Genomic DNA, 17,486 nt, shown 5'->3' on the forward strand with positions numbered 1-17,486 from the left:
GCCGGGCGCCGAGTGCCGCGGACGAGGGTCATGCACGCCTGCGTCTCCACCGACCGCTGAGGCGGCCGTCACCTCCCAGGCGGCGGCCAGTCCGGCGCGGCGTGCGCGTCACCGGACAGCCGCCGGCCCCGGTTCCCCCGTCTGCCGCAGGGGGTTCTTGCGGGCGATCACCCGGTAGGCGTTGGAGAAGGAGCTGCGGCGGATCAGGGGGGCCAGGGTGTGGTCCGCGGCTGTCGCCGCCAGGCGGAGCGGGGCCGTCGCCGCCGTCAGGACGGCGCGCGTGGTGTGCTGCAGGACGGTGGGCCGGGTGGTCCGCCAGGGGGTGTCGGGGGCGGGGATGACGTGGGAGAGGGCTCTGGTCGTCGCCGTGGCGAGGTCGGTGGGGGTGTGCGGGGCGCACGCGTCCGTGGTGAGGATCGTGCAGTTGTGGGACTCCAGGGCCTGGTGGACGTTGGGCAGCGGCAGCAGGTGGATCTGGCGCGGTTGTGCCTGGCCGGGCCACCACTTGCCCAGGAGCGCGGCGAAGGCGCTGCGCGGATCGGTCAGTTCGAGGACGAGGTGGCCGCCGGGGCGCAGGGCCGCGATCGCCGCCCGGAGCTCCTCGCGGGGGGACGGGGACAGTTCGAACTGGTGGAAGACGCTCACCACGTCGTAGCGGCCGCGCAGGCGGGCCGGCAGCCCGGGCGTGATGAGGTGCCCGACGTACGCCTCCTCCACGCGTTCCGTCGCGCGGGCGCGCAGGACGCGGGGGGTGGGGTCGGTGCCGTCGAAGGAGGTGTACGGGAAGAACTCCCGCGCGGTGGCCGGGAAGTCGGCGTCGCCCGTGCCCACGTCGAGCCAGCTCTCCGGTTCCGGGATGTGCAGCATCGCCCGGATCCGCTCCCGGTGGCGGCGCCGGGACGGCGGGCGCTCGTACAGGTCCCGGTCCCGGTGGTAGAACGCCGCGCCCTCGGGCGTCAGGCCGGGGTTCTGGAAGACGTGGGCGCAGTCCTCGCACTCCTCGAGGGTGAACGTGCCCGGCTTGCGCTGGATGACGTCGGGCGCCGTGAGGCGGACGCGCAGGCGCTGCCCGCCGCACCAGGGGCAGCTCTCCCGGCGGGACGCCTGGAGACGCTCGGTGCCCTGGGCGAGTTCGGCGAGGTACGTGGCGCGGCGCAGGTCGATCGCCGGTGCGGAGAGGGGGGCGGACGACGACATGGGCGGCTCCCGGGGCGCGACGGACAGGGCGGGGAGGGACGTACGACAATCCGCTGCAAAACGGAACGTATGGGATCGCGATCTTGGGTGCAACGACGTGAGGGGGTCGGGGTGGCCATGTGGCGCGGTTCTGTTCGATCGGGGCCGGTACTGTTCGGCGAATGAGCTCGCTTAATCTCGACGACTTCACCGATCTGATCGAGCGCCCCGACGGCGGGGTGCGCCGCGACGCGGAGGCCCGCCGGGAGCGTCAGATCGTGCCGCCCGGTACGCTGGGGCGGCTCGACGACCTGGGTGAGTGGCTGGCGGCGGCGCAGGGTGCCGTGCCGGTGCGGCCGGTGGATCGGCCGCGGGTGGTGCTGTTCGCCGGTGACCACGGTGTGGCGGAGCTGGGGGTGTCGGCGCGGCCCGCGGGGAGCGCCGTGGAGCTGGTGCGGGAGGTGCTGGAGGGCGGCCGGCCGGTGTCCGTGCTCGCCCGGCGGCTCGGCGTGCCGGTGCGGGTCGTGGACATGGCGCTGGACTGCGATCCGCGGACGCTGCCCGAGGACGTCTCCAAGTACCGGGTACGGCGCGGCAGCGGGCGGATCGACATCGAGGACGCGCTGACGGCCGAGGAGGCCGAGGCGGCGTTCCGGGCCGGCGTCGCGGTGGCCGACGAGGAGGCCGACGCCGGTACGGACCTGGTGGTGCTCGGCGATGTGAGCGTCGGCGGGACCACGGTGGCCGGGGTGCTGGTCGCGGCGCTGTGCGGGACCGACGCCTCCGTGGTGACCGGGCGGGGCGGGCTCGCGATCGACGACCTGGTGTGGATGCGCAAGTGCGCGGCGATCCGGGACGCGTTGCGGCGGGCGCGGCCGGTGCTCGGGGACCAGTTGCAGCTGCTGGCGGCCGTCGGCGGGGCCGATGTCGCGGCGATGACCGGGTTCCTGCTCCAATGCGCCGTGCGCAAGACCCCGGTGATCCTGGACGGCGTGGTGGGCGCCGCGTGCGCGCTGGTGGCGCAGCGGATCGCGTTCCGGGCGCCGGACTGGTGGCTGGCCGGGCACAACAGCGGCGAGCCGGGGCAGGCCAAGGCGCTGGACCGGATGGCGCTGGAGCCGCTGCTCGACCACGGGCTGTCGACCGGGGAGGGCGCGGGAGGCCTGTTGGCGCTGCCCCTGGTACAGGCCGCGGCGGCCCTGGCGGCGGAACTGCCGGAGCGCCCGGAGAAGAAGAACCCGACCGAGGAACCGGACGCCGAGTAGAGCAGCCGACCGGTCGGCACCGCCGGACCACGCCCTCGCCGCCGGGCGCGGACGCGGCGAGGAAGCGTGTCAGGGGACAGCCGGACGGACCGCACCGCCGGACCACCCTTCGCCGCCGAGCGCCGTCACGGCGGCAAGGACACCCGACCCCACGACACCGCCCGACCACGCCCTCACCGCCGGGCGCGGACGCGGCGAGGAAGCGTGTCAGGGGACAGCCGGACGGACCGCACCGCCGGACCACCCTTCGCCGCCGAGCGCCGTCACGGCGGCAAGGACACCCGCCCCCACGGCACCGCCCGACCACGCCCTCACCGCCGGGCGCGGACGCGGCGGCAAGGGCACGCAGGGGCGGGCGGCCGGTCCGGCATCGCGCCCTCGCCGTCGAGCGCCGGCGCGGTGGCAAGCGCGTCCGCCCCCGCGACACCGCCGGACCACGCCCTCATGGCCCCGCGCCGTTGCGGCGGAGGGCGGGGCCGGCTGTCGTCGGAGGTCTCCGGCGTGCGGGGCGGGTCAGTGGCTCTGCAGGGCACGGGGCGGGTTCGCGTCGGGGGCACCGCCGAGCCAGTCGTGGAACCGGCGGGTGGGACCCAGCCAGCGGCGGTCGTGGTGGTAGGCGCGCAGCCGCGCCTTCGCGCGGGCGCGGGGGCGGCGGCGGTAGAGGCGTTTCGCCCACGGCGAGCCGGGGCGGGCCAGCCGGATCGCGCCGAACAGGGCGATGAACGGGACGATCACGCCGAGGATCGCCACGCGGGCCTTGCCCTTGGCGAGGGCGACGAGCGACAGGACGAAGTTCACGGCGACCGTGGAGATGACCGAACCCCGGCCCTGCAACTCGTCCCGGTCGAGGTCGTTGACGCCGAACGGCGAGAAACCGGCCACCCACAGGCCGACCAGCGCGGCGGTGAGCACCACCGCCTCCACGCTCTTGCGGCCCGCCTCGGTCCAGTACACGTCGGCCAGATGCAGGATCAGGGCGAACTCGTCCAGCACCAGGCCCGCGCCGATCCCGAAGACCACGGCCGCGATGCAGGACCCGAAGCCGTACCGGCCGCCGGCCACCGCACCAAAACCCCCGATCAGGGTGAGGACGACGCCGGGCACCACGTGGTGGACGTGCACGCCGCCCGTCTCGACGTTGCGGAAGGGGCCCCTGCCCGCCCGGATCGTGCGGGTGATCAGCCGGGTGATCAGGAAGGTCAGCACGAAGGCGGTGAGGGCGAGCAGCAGGGGAAGCTTGCCGGGCTCGACGATGTTGCGTTCCAGCCAGTTCCCCATGCGTCCCAGTGTGCCCAGGATCGCGGTGAAGCGCTCCGTGAGCGGTCGCGTACCCTGCCGGGATGCCCCTGATCCCGTCCGCCCACGGCCTCCGTTTCGCCTTCGGCACCCTCACCGTCCTGCCGGTACGGGTGACCCGCTGGGACCGGGAGACCGCGCGCGCCGGGATGCTCTGCGCTCCCCTCGCCGGACTCGTCGTCGGCCTCTGCGCGGCCGGCGCCGGTCTGCTGCTGCTCCTCCTCGGCGCGAGCCCCCTGCTCGCCGCCGTCGGCACCGCCGCCGTCCCCGCCGTCCTCACGCGCGGCCTGCACCTGGACGGCCTGGCCGACACGGCGGACGGGCTGGGCAGCGGCAAGCCCGCCGAGGACGCGCTGCGCATCATGAAGCAGTCCGACATCGGCCCGTTCGGCGTGCTCACCCTGGTCTTCGTGCTGCTGACCCAGGTGGCCGCCCTGACGCAGCTGTACGACGGCTCCTGGACCCGCGGGGCGCTCGCCGCCGTCGTCGCGGCCGGTGCCGCCCGGCTGGCGCTGACGCTGGCCGCCCGCGCCGGGGTGCCGGCCGCCCGGCCGGAAGGCCTGGGGGCGGCCGTCGCGGGGGTCGTCCCGGTCCGCGCAGCGGCGGCCGCCGTCGTCGTGGTGACGGCGGCCACCGCGGCCGGCGGGGCGCTCCTCGGGCCGTACGACGTGCTGCGCACCGCCCTCGCGGTGGCCGCCTGCGCCGTCGTCGCCGAGGTGCTGCTGCGGCACTGCGTGCGCCGGTTCGGCGGGGTCACCGGCGATGTGTTCGGCGCCCTCGCCGAGACGGCGGCGACGACGGTGCTGCTGGTGCTCGCCCTGGGGTGAGACGCCTCAGCAGGTCCGGCGCCAGACCCCCAGGTCGTACTTCTTCAGCAGCGAGCTCAGCCCGAGCCGGCGCGACTCGGCGCAGAAGCGGCCGGTGGGCAGCTCGTACTCGGCGTGGAAGACCGCCTTGCCCGCCGCCACGAAGGGGGTGAGCGCGGCGCACTCGCCGTACTGGGCGCACTGCTCGTTGACCGCGAAGTCGAAGTCGGCGACCAGCTCGGGGATCTGGTCGAGGTCGTTCTTCAGGCCGACGGCCATGCCGCGTTCGTGTGCCAGCGCGGCGATCAGGCGGTTGTAGCGGAGCTGGTCGGCGGCCGTCAGGGGGAAGCCGGTGCGGTTCCGGTAGCCGTCCATGTTGTCCGGCTCGACCGCGTCGAAGCCCTTGTCGCGGCACATGTCCATGCGGGCCGCCATCAACGGCTGAAGGACGTCGGTCCGGCGGATGTCGAGCCAGCGCTCGCCCTCCCAGCCGTTGCCCTCGCCGAGGACCGACTCCGGGAACCCGGCCGCGTCCGGCCGCCAGTCCTCGAAGGCGCCGGTGGACAGGTAGCAGATGACCTTGCGGCCCTTGTCGTGCAGTTCCGCGACCGTCGCCGCGGAGGTGTCGAAGCCGTCGACGTCGTAGACGGGGGCGTCGACGGAGGTGTCGACGCGGCCGCGCAGCTGCCACTGCCACGCGATGCCCGGTCGCGGCTGCCACTTGCCGTCCGACGGCCTCCGATCCGGGTCCGGTTGCGCCGTGCACCCGGCGAGCAGCAACAGCAGGACGAGAAGCAGGGTCGGGCGTCTCACCGGGCGGGCTCCAGCGTGTGCGGCAACGTTCCCCATGGATGATCTCCCGTTCCGGGCACCGCGCAGTGCACGGCCGCTCCCCGCGCGCGGGCCAGCGCCGCCGGATCGACGCCGTTCGGGACGCCGTACACCAGGTGGCACAGATACGCGCCGGCGCCGCGCCAGGGACGCGGGGGCAGGTCTCGGTACGTCGTCCAGTCGCCCTCGAAGGTGACCAGCACGTCGGCGACTCGGGCGTACGAGGGGTGCGGCGGGGTGCCGTGGTTGAGGACGAGGGTGTCGCAGCCGGCGCCCCGGGCGGCGGTGGCCAGCCGCCGGTAGTGGCCGAACCGCTCCGGTTCCGCGGCGGCCTGGTCGAGGAACGCGCCGTCCGTGCCGTACCACTCGCGGTGCCGGGTCAGGTCCTGGACCACGTCGGCGTGGGGGCGGTGGCCGTAGGCGGTGTCGACGTAGCCGAGCACCCGGACGCCGGCCGCGCGGAGGCGGGCGGCGACCTGGGCGAAGGCCTCGTCGGGGCGGTCGCCGGGGCCGCTGGCGGGGTTGAGGACGACGCCGTGGAGGCGGGGCGCGGCGGCGACGATCGCCTCCCATTCGGCGGGGCGCACGGCCGGGTGCTCGTAGTAGGGGACCAGCAGGCTGCTCATCGGTGGGCGGTGGCCCTTCCCAGCAGGCCGCAGACGAGGGCGGCCTGGGCGGCCGCCGCGCAGCCGTACACCGTCGGGCCGGCCAGGTGCGGGGCACCGGTGTGGGTGACGAGGGCCAGCGTCTGCGCGAGGGCGGCGGCGCCGCAGATCGCCGCGGCGCCGAGCACCGCGCCGAACGACTGCAGGAGCAGGCCCGTCCACAGCACCACGCCGAGCAGCAGCAGCCCCGCCAGGCGGACGCCGCCGGGGAACGGGGTGTGCGGCCACAGCGCGGCGGTGGCCGACGCGAGGGCGAGCAGGGCGGCGAGGTAGCCGGTGAGGCACCGCACGACGGTGCGGGCGGTGGCCCGCCGGAAGGCGCGGGGCGTGCTGGTGGAGCGCAGCCCGGCCAGGCTGCCGCTGCGGAAACGGTGCAGCAGCCATTCGGCGGGGCCCATGCTGAGCGTGAGCGCGACGGCGGCGGGCGCGGCGAACGCGCTCCGCTCCTGTCCGGTGAGCACGTCGCCGAGCGCGGCGTGCAGCACCAGGACACCGCCCGCCAGCCCGAAGAGGGCGTACGGGAGGGAGGCGGCGAGGCGGGGACCGCTCGTGCGGCGCGGCGGGGCGCCCAGCGCCCCGAACGGCAGCAGCGCCGTCAGCCCCGCCGTCCAGCTGCCCTCGCCCAACTCCTTCGCCGCGGGCGCCACTTCCCGCAGGGCGACGGCCACGACCGCCGCCAGTGAGCCCAGCAGCAGGGTGACGCGGGCCGCTTCCGGTGCGTCCGTCGGCGCGGCCGCCACCGCGCCCGCCGCCATCGGCAGCAGCGCGCCGAGCAGGGCGCGTTCACGGCCGAGGACCAGCAGCGCGGTGGAAGCGCCCAGGTAGCAGGACTGTCCGGCGGCGAAGGCCACGACGGCCGGCTCGGCGCCGCCCGCGACGGCCAGGGCGGTGAGGGTGCCGAGCAGGGCGCCGAGCGGGGCGCCGACGAGCAGGCAGCGGCGGGCGGCGGAGAGGTCGCCGAGGCCCAGCCAGGAGTACGCGCGGTGGGCGAGCGCCTGGTTCCAGGCCCAGCCGGTCAGGGCACACCCGAGCAGCGGGATCGCGCCGGCCGGGAGGCCGACGTCGCCGCTCGGGCCCGCGAGCAGCGGGGCGCCGAGGACGTAGGCGAGGCCCGGGAGGGCGAAGACCACGCCGCGCAGCAGGCAGCCGAGGAGCCCGGCCTGCCAGGGGTCGTGGACGGGGCCGTCGGGTTCGGGGTAGCGGCGGCCGACGCGTTCGTAGAGCTCCTCGGCGAGGGCGAAGGAGTTCTGCACGCCGTACCGCTCGCGTATCCGGGCGTCGGACAGGCCGTCGGACTCCAGCAGCGCGGCTATCTCGTCGGGGTGGACGGCGGCTGCCACGAAGTCATCGAGGCGCTCGGCGAGTTCGTCGACCGGGTCGGGCCGCGCCCAGCCGGGGGCCGCGGGCAGGCGCGGGGCCGCGGGCAGGGCCTCGGGGCGGGCGGCCGGAGGCAGCCGGATGCCTTCGCTCACCATCCGGTTCCTCCCTCAGACGTCGTCCGGGGGGACCCCCATAGCGCGGTGGACGCGTACCAGGGGTCGCGCAGTTCGGCGGTCCAGTCGGTGACGGTCTCGAGCGTGGGCTCGTAGACCTCGGCCTGACCGGCGAGTTCCTGGTAGATGGTGCGGAAGTTGTCCACGCAGCGGCGGAGCGTGAAGCGGTCGATGACCCGCTGACGGGACGACTCGGCCAGCCGCAGCCGCCGTTCGTCGTCCTTCAGCAGCGTCAGCGCCGCCGCCGCCATCTTCTCCGGTTCGCGCGGCGGGACGACCAGCCCGGTGTCGCCGACGGCCTCGCGCACTCCCCCGACGTCCGTCGAGATCGTCGTACGGCCGCAGGACATGGCCTCGATGAGGGAGAACGGGAAGCCCTCCGAGATGGACGACAGCATCACGAGGTGACCGGCGGCGTAGGCGCGCCAGACCTCGCTGACACGGCCCTCGAAGGTGAGGCCGTCGGTGACGCCGAGCTCGGCGGCGAGCTTCTCCAGGCGGGTGCGGTAGGCCTCGCCGCCGGGCGGGACGGGGCCGAACAGGCGCAGCCGGGTCTCGGGGAGCTCGGCGCGGACCATCGCGTAGGCGCGCAGAAGGGTCTCCAGGTCCTTGATGGGGTCGACGCGGCCGCACCAGGTGAGGGTGGGGACGTCGGGTTCCGGGCCGGCGTGCGGGAAGGCGGCCGGGTCGACGCCGTTGTAGACCGTGCGGATCCTGTCGGCCTCGGCGCCGCCGCGCTCCTCCCAGCGGCGGTTGTACTGGTTGCACGGGGTGATCAGGTCGGCCGCGCGATAGCCGTGCGAGTTCAGGGCACGGTAGAAGCCGAGCATGAAGGCCTTCACCGGCCAGCGCTGGGCGTCGCGGCGGTGGCCGAGATAGCGTTCGCGCAGGTAGATGCCGTGCTCGGTGAGGAGAAAGGGCACACCGTCCAGCCGGCGCGCGGCGAGGGCGGGGAGCGTGGCCAGACCGCTGCTCACCGCGTGGGCGACGCTGTGCTCGGCGATCCGCACCCCCAGCGGGCGCAGCGCGTGCTCCAGCAGGTCCGTCGCGGTCAGGGCGTCGTGGACCGTCGGCCCGGCCGCTGCCGTCGGCAGATGCGGCATCGTCCAGATCCACATCAGCGACCGCAGCGCCGACTCCGTGCGCAGCGCCGCCGACAGCCGTCCGTCGCGGGCCAGTCGCGCGAACTCGTGGAGCGCCTCGCCGAAGTCGCAGCGCGCCTCGGGGTCGAGGAACGACAGCAGGAAACGTTCGTAGGCGTCGATGAAGCGGCGCCGGGCCCTGCCGTACGGCGCCCGCCGGTGGCCCGGGCGTGGGCCCCAGGTCGGCACCGTGGTGTGCCGGCGGACGTTGGGCGGCAGCTCCCAGGTGACGGGTTCGCGGCCGCTGCCGGTGAGCGAGACGACGTGGAAGTCGACCTCCGGCATGCCCTTCACCAGCTGGTCGCACCAGGTGCTGACGCCGCCGTGGACATGTGGATAGGTGCCTTCGGTGAGCATGGTGACGTGACGGCCGGTGCGCATGGCTGCGCGAATCCCCCCTGTGTGCGGATGACGTGCGGGGATGTGCGGGGAACTGCTGCCCTGACCCCGGCTGCGGGTGTCGTCGTGGCTGGTCGCGCCCCGCGGCGGAGCCGCATGTCGCACACGGCCCCGCGCCCCTGTGCGGCGTTGCGCGCTACGGCAGCTTCAAGGTGAGCGCCGACTGCAGCAGGGCGGGCGTCGCCCAGGCCGAGCGGTTGCCGGCGTAGGGAGTGCCGAAGGTGGTGGTGCCCAGCAGGAGTTGCTGCTTGGTGCCCTCCGGGACGGTCACCGGGATCTGCGTCCCGCCGGGGGCGGTGACCGTGACCGTGCTGCCGATCCGGTACGCGCTGACCCGGCCGTTCGCGACGGCGTTCTGCCAGGCGGCGCGGCGCTGGAGCTCGGTGCCGATGGCCTTCTGACTCAGGTTCTCCACCGGGGTGTTGTCGGCGAACAGCGCCCGGTAGTCGGCGAGCACCTTGTCCAGCACCGGGTACAGCAGCCGGTCCTCGGCGAGGTTGGACTGGTGCACGTAGTGCGGGCGGGGGTCGTTGTTCAGGGCGTGCCCGAGGGCGATCCGGGCCTCCTGCGGCACGATGTACGACGCGTAGCCGGTCTGCGGGTCCAGCGGGTCGTCCAGGCAGGTCGAGGTGGGGTTGTTCTCGCAGACGCCGCTGCCGCCGTCGGCTGCGGAGGTGTAGACGAAGTTGTACTCGTCGACCATCTCCTCGGCCGTCCCGACGTTGTAGTACACGTTCATCGGGTGCCGGGGCACGGTCAGCGCGCCGCCGACGGCCCGCTGCTCGGGCTCGCGGGAGTTGTCGGACGCGATCCACTTGACGCCGGTGTCGGCGAGGGCGCCCGCGAGGTTGGGGTTGTCCTGGGGCTGCTGCGGGAGCGTCCTGAGGCCGGAGTGCTCGCCGGTGACCAGTTCGGTGCGGTCCACGGGGAGGCCCTGGCGCACCGCCCAGTTGTGGTTGTCGCGGATCTGCGCGGTGATCTCGGCGCGGCTCATCCACCGCGTCGTACCGTCGGCGTGCTTCGCGCAGGTCCACGGCACGGTGGAGGTGTCCTGGACGCAGCCCAGGTAGGGGTGCGTGTACGTGTGGTTGATCCAGCGGTACTGGTTCCGGTCGGCCAGCAGCTGCGCGGCGAGGGCATCCGTGCCGCCGTTCTCCGCCTTCCACTCCTCGCCCGAGCCGGCGTTGTAGACCATGTCCAGCGTGAAGCCCCGCTCGCGCTGCCACTGGGCGGCGTACTGCGCGTCGGCCGCGGTCATGCGGATCGGCGTGGTCCCCTCGCCGTCCCCGCCCGCGCAGTCGAGGTCGCCGGGCGTGCAGTCGCGTTCGGTGTCCCAGCGGCTGTCGGGGGCGAAGACGTCGTCGACGTGGACGGCGAAGTAGTTGCGGTCGCGGCCCAGGTGCACGCCCTGGGTCAGCCACTCGACGATGCCGCGGGCCAGCGCCCGGAACTGCCGCTGGTGCTGGTTGTAGGCGAAGGTGACGACGAGCTCTCGGCGGCCGTCGTGGGCGTACTCCCCGACCAGGCTGCCCCGGCCGGTCCCGGCGGGCACCGGGACGTCGACGTAGCTGGTGTAGCCGCTGCGGGGCCGGGCCGCGTAGCCGTAGCTCTCCTGCACGACGGGCGAGTTGTCCTCGAAGGTGAGGGCGCCGTCGAGGTAGTCGAACGGGCCGGCCTTCCCGGCGGCGGTGACGGCGGCCTCGCTGCCGTCGAGGCCGCCGGCCCAGCCGCCCTCGCTGGTGTAGTCGAGGCCGACCCCCGGGTGCGCCCAGGTGTAGGCGTCGACCTGCGGGATGCCGTAGGTCCGCTCGTACGTCTCCAGCGCGGTCTGCTCGGCCGAACCCGCCCCGAACGGAGCCTCGTTGGGCAGTACGACACCCTGGAACCTGGCCCGGGGCCTGCCGTTGACGGTGTCGCTCAGGAACGCCTCGGTGATCGTCGGACGGTCCGGGTCGGTGAGCTCGACCGTGGTGTACGGGATGCCCGTGCCAGCGAGTTGGGCGGTGATGGCCCGGACGGGGCTGTCCCCGTTGTCCACGACCAGCACCCTCAGATCGATCCGCGGCTCGGTGGCGGCGGACGCGCCGGGTGCGGCGAGCCCCAGCGTCAGCAGTCCCGCGGTCGCCAGGACGGCGGCCGCGGATCTCCGTATGCGCACGCGTGGCGCCATGGTGGTCCTCCCCCCAGAAGATCCCGCGCGACCCGGACGGCCCGTGTGCGCGTGTGACGGGTCCACGGGGGATCAGTGGAAATCATGCGAAACGGTGAGCACCGGCTCACCCGAACCCGACGAGTGTGACTCAGCTCATGGAGTGCGAGGATCGGTAAATGACGACGACGCCACTGACAGGTGAACGTCCGCAGGAATGATCGAACGAATTCCGGGCGTAGGCTCGCGCCAGGTCAACACCTGTCCAGGTACAGACTCCTCTGCACGGGGGATCTAGGGTCGGCTGTCGGGCCCGGCCGACCCATCCTTCGGCCACAGGAACTTCACATCGGAAGCGAGATTTCACCACCGTGACTGCTCTCACTCTCAGCACCGCCGCGGCGCCCGGCCTGCGGGCCGACGCGATCGTGATCGGTGTCGCCAAGGGCGACAAGGGCCCGGTCGTCGCACCGGGCGCCGAGGCCGTGGACAAGGCGTACGACGGCGGGCTCGCCGGCGTCCTGGAGACCCTGGGCGCCTCCGGCGCCGAGGGCGAGGTGACGAAGCTGCCCGCCCCGGCCGGTTTCAAGACGCCGCTCGTGGTGGCGGTGGGCCTGGGAGCCCGGCCGCAGAAGGACGCGGAGTACGGCGCGGAGGCGCTGCGCCGCGCCGCCGGGGCCGCGGCCCGTGCGCTGGCCGGCGCCAAGAAGGCCGCCTTCGCGCTGCCGGCCGCGGACGCGGCCTCGGTCGGCGCCGTCGCCGAGGGCGCGCTGCTCGGCGCGTACTCCTTCGACACGTACAAGAACAACGGCGGCGACACCAAGAACAAGAAGAACGGCAAGGCCCCGCTCGCCGAGGTCACCGTGCTCGGCGCCAAGCCCCGCGACAAGGCGCACAAGGCGGCGATCGAGCGCGCCACGGCCGTGTCCGAGGAGCTGAACCGTGCCCGCGACCTGATCAACACCCCGCCGAACGACCTCAACCCCGAGGCGTTCGCCGCGGTCGCGCAGGCCGCGGCCAAGGAGCACGGCATCAAGGTGCAGGTGCTCGACGAGAAGGCGCTGGCCAAGGGCGGCTACGGCGGCATCCTGGGCGTCGGCTCCGGGTCCGCGTCGGCGCCGCGGCTGGTGAAGCTGTCGTACACCTCCTCGAAGGCGAAGAAGCACCTCGCCTTCGTCGGCAAGGGCATCACCTACGACTCGGGCGGCATCTCGCTGAAGCCGGCCGGTCACAACGAGACGATGAAGTGCGACATGAGCGGCGCGGCGGCGGTCTTCGCGGCCGTGGTCGCCGCCGCCCGGCTCGGGCTGGAGGTCAACGTCACGGGGTGGCTGGCGCTGGCCGAGAACATGCCGTCCGGGTCGGCCACGCGGCCGGGTGACGTGCTGCGGATGTACAGCGGCAAGACCGTCGAGGTGCTGAACACCGACGCCGAGGGCCGGCTGGTGCTGGCGGACGCGCTGTGGGCGGCGTCGCAGGAGAAGCCGGACGCGATCGTGGACGTGGCGACGCTGACCGGGGCGATGATGCTGGCGCTGGGCAACCGGACGTTCGGCGTGATGGCCAACGACGACGCGTTCCGCTCCGCGGTGCACGAGGCCGCGGAGGAGGTGGGCGAGGCGGCGTGGCCGATGCCGCTGCCGGAGCACCTGCGCAAGGGCATGGACTCGCCGACCGCCGACATCGCGAACATGGGCGAGCGGATGGGCGGCGGCCTGGTCGCCGGGCTCTTCCTGCGGGAGTTCGTGGGCGAGGGCATCACCTGGGCGCACCTGGACATCGCCGGGCCCGCCTTCAACGAGCAGGGGCCGTTCGGATACACGCCGAAGGGCGGGACCGGGTCCGGGGTGCGGACCCTGGTGCGGCTGGCGGAGCTGACGGCCGCGGGTGATCTCGGGTGACGTCCGCCCGCTAGTGCCGCGGCAGGCAACGTGTGTCCGGCAAGGAGCGGCGTCCGGTGCGACGAGAGGGCGTGCCGGGCGTCGCGACGGGGTGAACGTTGCCTGTCGCGGCGCCGGCTCGGTTCTCACTGTCGCGCGGGTGCGGGTGGACTGCGGTTCGTCGCGCCCGCGCGGCAGAGCCGCACATCAGCCACAGCCCCGCGCCCCTTCACGTCGGCCGCCGCCCCGTTCGTTACACATGAGCGTGCGACGTATCACACCCCGGCCCCGCGTCTCGTTGTGTGCCGACAAGTGCGAAGATGGGCCACGGCAGGACAGGGCCCCACCGAAGGGCCGAAGTAGAGCGGCCGGACACCAGCCGCCAGCCGGTCATCGTCGACCGGCGTACGGCGCACATGCATGGAGGACGTGACGTGGCGAACGACGCCAGCACCGTTTTCGACCTAGTGATCCTCGGCGGTGGCAGCGGTGGTTACGCCGCGGCCCTGCGCGGGGCTCAGCTGGGCCTGGACGTCGCCCTGATCGAGAAGGACAAGGTCGGCGGCACCTGCCTGCACCGGGGTTGCATCCCCACCAAGGCCCTGCTGCACGCGGGCGAGATCGCCGACCAGGCCCGCGAGAGCGAGCAGTTCGGCGTGAAGGCCACTCTCGAGGGCATCGACGTCGCCGGGGTCCACAAGTACAAGGACGAGGTGATCTCGGGCCTGTACAAGGGTCTGCAGGGCCTCATCGCCTCCCGGAAGGTGACCTACATCGAGGGCGCGGGACGGCTGTCCTCCCCGACCTCGGTCGACGTGAACGGCCAGCGCATCCAGGGCCGCCACGTCCTGCTGGCGACCGGTTCCGTGCCGAAGTCGCTGCCCGGTCTGGAGATCGACGGCGACCGGATCATCTCCTCGGACCACGCCCTCGTCCTGGACCGCGTGCCGAAGTCGGCGATCGTGCTCGGCGGCGGTGTCATCGGCGTCGAGTTCGCCTCCGCCTGGAAGTCCTTCGGCACCGACGTCACGATCATCGAGGGTCTGAAGCACCTCGTCCCGGTCGAGGACGAGAACAGCTCGAAGCTTCTTGAGCGCGCCTTCCGCAAGCGCGGCATCAAGTTCAACCTGGGCACCTTCTTCCAGAAGGCCGAGTACACGGCCGACGGTGTCAAGGTCACCCTCGCCGACGGCAAGGAGTTCGAGGCCGAGGTCCTGCTGGTCGCGGTCGGCCGCGGCCCGGTCTCGCAGGGCCTGGGCTATGAGGAGGCCGGGGTCGCCATGGACCGCGGCTACGTCCTCGTCGACGAGTACATGCGGACCAACGTCCCGACGATCTCGGCGGTCGGCGACCTGGTCCCGACGCTCCAGCTCGCGCACGTCGGCTTCGCCGAGGGCATCCTGGTGGCGGAGCGGCTGGCCGGTCTGAAGACCGTCCCGATCGACTACGACGGCGTGCCCCGGGTGACGTACTGCCACCCCGAGGTCGCCTCCGTCGGCATCACCGAGGCCAAGGCCAAGGAGGTCTACGGCGCGGACAAGGTCGTCGCCCTGAAGTACAACCTGGCGGGCAACGGCAAGAGCAAGATCCTGAAGACCGCCGGCGAGATCAAGCTCGTCCAGGTCAAGGACGGTGCGGTGGTCGGCGTGCACATGGTCGGCGACCGTATGGGCGAGCAGGTCGGCGAGGCCCAGCTGATCTACAACTGGGAGGCGCTGCCGGCCGAGGTGGCCCAGCTCATCCACGCCCACCCGACGCAGAACGAGGCGCTCGGCGAGGCTCACCTGGCCCTGGCCGGCAAGCCGCTGCACTCCCACGACTGACGCCCTCGGTCATCGGGCGCGACGACACAGACTTCCGCAATTCGTTAGGAGCAACCGAAACCATGGCGGTTTCCGTAACCCTTCCGGCGCTCGGCGAGAGCGTCACCGAGGGCACTGTCACCCGCTGGCTGAAGGCCGAGGGTGAGCGCGTCGAGGCCGACGAGCCGCTGCTCGAGGTCTCCACCGACAAGGTCGACACCGAGATCCCGGCCCCGGCCGCCGGTGTCCTGGCCTCCATCAAGGTCGCCGAGGACGAGACCGTCGAGGTCGGCGCCGAGCTGGCCGTCATCGACGACGGCACCGGTGCGCCGGCCGCCGCTCCGGCCCCGGCCGCCGAGCAGGTCGCCCCGCCGGCCCCGGAGCCGGCCCCGCAGGCCCAGCCGTCCACCGAGCAGGCCGCCCCCGCCCCGGCGCCCACCGCCGAGGCCGCGGCCGGCGGCGGCACCGCCGAGGGCACGGACGTGGTCCTGCCCGCGCTCGGCGAGAGCGTCACCGAGGGCACCGTCACCCGCTGGCTGAAGTCGGTCGGCGACAGCGTCGAGGCCGACGAGCCGCTGCTCGAGGTCTCCACCGACAAGGTCGACACCGAGATCCCGGCCCCCGCCTCCGGCGTGCTGCTGGAGATCACGGTCGGCGAGGACGAGACGGCCGAGGTCGGCGCCAAGCTGGCCGTCATCGGCACCCCGGGCGCTGCTCCGGCCGCTGCCCCGGCTCCGGCGGCCCCGGCGCCCGCGCCCGCCGCCCCGGCCCCGCAGGCTCCGGCCGCCCCGGCTGCTCCGGCGGAGCCCGCCGCCCAGGCTCCGGCCCCGCGGCTCCCGCCGTCCCGGCCCAGCCCTCGGCTCCGGCCCAGCCGGCCGCCCCGGCCGCCCCTGCCCCCGCCGCCGCCCCGGCCGCTCCGGTTCCCGCCGCCGCGCAGCCGACCGACGAGGGCGCCTACGTCACCCCGCTGGTGCGCAAACTCGCCGCAGAGAACGGCGTCGACCTGGCCACCGTCAAGGGCACCGGCGTCGGTGGCCGGATCCGCAAGCAGGACGTCCTGGCCGCCGCCGAGGCCGCGAAGGCCGCCGCCGCGGCTCCGGCTCCGGCCGCCGCCCCGGCTGCCGCCGCCGCCAAGAAGACGCCGGTCCTGGAGGCCTCCCCGCTGCGCGGCCAGACCGTCAAGATGCCGCGCATCCGCAAGGTCATCGGCGACAACATGGTCAAGGCGCTGCACGAGCAGGCCCAGCTGTCGTCGGTCGTCGAGGTCGACGTCACCCGCCTGATGAAGCTGCGCGCCCGGGCCAAGGACGCGTTCGCGGCCCGTGAGGGCGTCAAGCTCTCCCCGATGCCGTTCTTCGTCAAGGCCGCCGCGCAGGCGCTGAAGGCCCACCCGGCCGTCAACGCCAAGATCAACGAGGCCGAGGGGACCATCACCTACTTCGACACCGAGCACATCGGTATCGCGGTGGACTCCGAGAAGGGCCTGATGACCCCGGTCATCAAGAACGCCGGCGACCTCAACCTCGCCGGCATCGCCAAGGCCACGGCCGACCTGGCGGGCAAGGTCCGCGGCAACAAGATCACGCCGGACGAGCTCGCGGGCGCGACCTTCACCATCTCCAACACCGGTTCGCGCGGCGCACTGTTCGACACGATCATCGTGCCGCCGGGCCAGGTCGCGATCCTCGGCATCGGCGCCACGGTCAAGCGCCCCGCCGTGATCGAGACGGAGGAGGGCACGGTCATCGGCGTCCGCGACATGACGTACCTGACCCTGTCCTACGACCACCGCCTGGTCGACGGCGCCGACGCCGCGCGTTACCTGACGGCGGTCAAGGCCATCCTGGAGGCCGGCGAGTTCGAGGTCGAACTCGGCCTGTAGGCGTCCTTCGACGCACGCGCGTCGGTGCCCCCACCCGGAATCTCCGGGTGGGGGCACCTGCGTGAAGGGCTCAGGGCCCGAGTGGGTCAGCGCGGGATCACGCGGGGGGCTGCGGGGTGACCGCGGTCCACGGGGCCGTGCACTCGAGCTCGTTCCCCGGAACGTTGCAGAAGGTCTCCACCACCGTGCCGGTGGTGGTGATCACCTGGACGTTCAGCGTGTTGCCCTGCTCGGACACCGTGATGTCGCAGGCGTTGTCGGGGGCGTTCGCGTTGTCCGAGAGGTTCGACCACGTGTACGAGCCGGGGTCCGGCTGGAGAGTGCGCATGCCGACCGAGATGTCGCCCTCGTCGTCGATGACCCCGGTGTACTGCTGCGATCCGCGGTTGTAGCTGTCGATGCTCACGCACGGCCCGGGAGGCCCGGGAGGTCCAGGGGGTCCGGGAGGTCCAGGGGGTCCGGGCGGACCAGGAGGGCCCTGCTCGCCCCGGCAGTAGTCGTAGTTGCCCTGTTCACACTTGCCCGGGACCGGGTCGGCCCCGTCCAGGCTGTGGGCCGCCGCAACCCCGGACGGCGAGATGCCGACCAGGGCGGCGGCCAGGAGCATCGTGCCCGCCAGCCGAGAACCACGTCGCCGGGCGGACGCCCGGGGCCGCGGGGGTGGTTGTTCGAGTCGCATCATGCGCGTTTCGTGTCCCGT

The 17,486-nt window shown here is 73.6% G+C and carries 12 protein-coding genes and 1 pseudogene; 5 read left to right on the forward strand and 8 right to left on the reverse strand.

The window, feature by feature from the left end; translation table 11 throughout:
- Window positions 1-108 precede the first annotated feature (108 nt).
- Window positions 109-1,197: a class I SAM-dependent methyltransferase gene (locus IPT68_RS10225; protein WP_189696966.1), complete on the reverse strand. Its 1,089-nt coding sequence runs from the start codon at window positions 1,195-1,197 to the stop codon at window positions 109-111.
- A 161-nt stretch (window positions 1,198-1,358) separates the two neighbouring features.
- Here IPT68_RS10225 and cobT point away from each other — a divergent pair, with 161 nt between their 5' ends.
- Window positions 1,359-2,441: a nicotinate-nucleotide--dimethylbenzimidazole phosphoribosyltransferase gene (gene cobT, locus IPT68_RS10230; protein WP_189696965.1), complete on the forward strand. Its 1,083-nt coding sequence runs from the start codon at window positions 1,359-1,361 to the stop codon at window positions 2,439-2,441.
- A 513-nt stretch (window positions 2,442-2,954) separates the two neighbouring features.
- Here the strand turns inward: cobT and IPT68_RS10235 are convergent.
- A complete protein-coding gene (locus IPT68_RS10235; protein WP_189696964.1) occupies window positions 2,955-3,719 on the reverse strand; it encodes a hypothetical protein in 765 nt (254 codons plus the stop codon).
- Between the two features lie 62 nt (window positions 3,720-3,781).
- On the opposite strand from IPT68_RS10235, the gene IPT68_RS10240 reads away from it, so the two are divergent.
- Entirely contained in the window at window positions 3,782-4,564 is a 783-nt protein-coding gene (locus IPT68_RS10240; RefSeq protein WP_194074073.1) for an adenosylcobinamide-GDP ribazoletransferase, read from the forward strand.
- Window positions 4,565-4,570: 6 nt separating this feature from the next.
- On the opposite strand, the gene IPT68_RS10245 is transcribed toward IPT68_RS10240, so the two are convergent.
- From IPT68_RS10245 to IPT68_RS10265, 5 genes are all read right to left on the reverse strand, one after another.
- Window positions 4,571-5,392: an endo alpha-1,4 polygalactosaminidase gene (locus IPT68_RS10245; protein ID WP_189696962.1), complete on the reverse strand. Its 822-nt coding sequence runs from the start codon at window positions 5,390-5,392 to the stop codon at window positions 4,571-4,573.
- On the reverse strand, window positions 5,353-6,000 hold the full coding sequence (locus IPT68_RS10250) for a spherulation-specific family 4 protein (protein WP_189696961.1): 648 nt from the start codon (window positions 5,998-6,000) through the stop codon (window positions 5,353-5,355). Before IPT68_RS10250 ends, IPT68_RS10245 begins: the two co-directional genes overlap by 40 nt.
- On the reverse strand, window positions 5,997-7,514 hold the full coding sequence (locus tag IPT68_RS10255) for a hypothetical protein (RefSeq protein ID WP_228040348.1): 1,518 nt from the start codon (window positions 7,512-7,514) through the stop codon (window positions 5,997-5,999). The genes IPT68_RS10250 and IPT68_RS10255 overlap by 4 nt, the downstream gene beginning before the upstream one ends.
- Window positions 7,508-9,055, reverse strand: coding sequence for a GT4 family glycosyltransferase PelF (pelF, locus tag IPT68_RS10260; protein WP_189696960.1), 1,548 nt, complete (start codon window positions 9,053-9,055; stop codon window positions 7,508-7,510). The genes IPT68_RS10255 and pelF overlap by 7 nt, the downstream gene beginning before the upstream one ends.
- Before the next feature lie 154 nt (window positions 9,056-9,209).
- Entirely contained in the window at window positions 9,210-11,243 is a 2,034-nt protein-coding gene (locus IPT68_RS10265; RefSeq protein WP_189696959.1) for a hypothetical protein, read from the reverse strand.
- A 350-nt stretch (window positions 11,244-11,593) separates the two neighbouring features.
- Between IPT68_RS10265 and IPT68_RS10270 the strand changes: the two genes are divergently transcribed.
- The 3 genes and pseudogenes from IPT68_RS10270 (at window position 11,594) to sucB (ending at window position 16,786) form a co-directional block, all read left to right on the forward strand.
- The gene (locus IPT68_RS10270; RefSeq protein ID WP_189696958.1) at window positions 11,594-13,123 is read left to right on the forward strand and encodes a leucyl aminopeptidase; all 1,530 of its coding nucleotides are present in this window, start codon (window positions 11,594-11,596) and stop codon (window positions 13,121-13,123) included.
- Window positions 13,124-13,536: 413 nt separating this feature from the next.
- On the forward strand, window positions 13,537-14,925 hold the full coding sequence (gene lpdA / locus IPT68_RS10275; RefSeq protein WP_189696957.1) for a dihydrolipoyl dehydrogenase: 1,389 nt from the start codon (window positions 13,537-13,539) through the stop codon (window positions 14,923-14,925).
- A 62-nt stretch (window positions 14,926-14,987) separates the two neighbouring features.
- Window positions 14,988-16,786: pseudogene (sucB, locus tag IPT68_RS10280) on the forward strand (2-oxoglutarate dehydrogenase, E2 component, dihydrolipoamide succinyltransferase).
- 97 nt (window positions 16,787-16,883) lie between these two features.
- On the opposite strand, the gene IPT68_RS10285 reads toward sucB, so the two are convergent.
- Window positions 16,884-17,192, reverse strand: a complete 309-nt coding sequence (locus IPT68_RS10285) for a hypothetical protein (RefSeq protein WP_189696955.1) — start codon at window positions 17,190-17,192, stop codon at window positions 16,884-16,886.
- Window positions 17,193-17,486: the final 294 nt, after the last annotated feature.

The sequence above is a fragment of the Streptomyces chromofuscus genome, assembly GCF_015160875.1.
Taxonomy (GTDB): domain Bacteria; phylum Actinomycetota; class Actinomycetes; order Streptomycetales; family Streptomycetaceae; genus Streptomyces; species Streptomyces chromofuscus.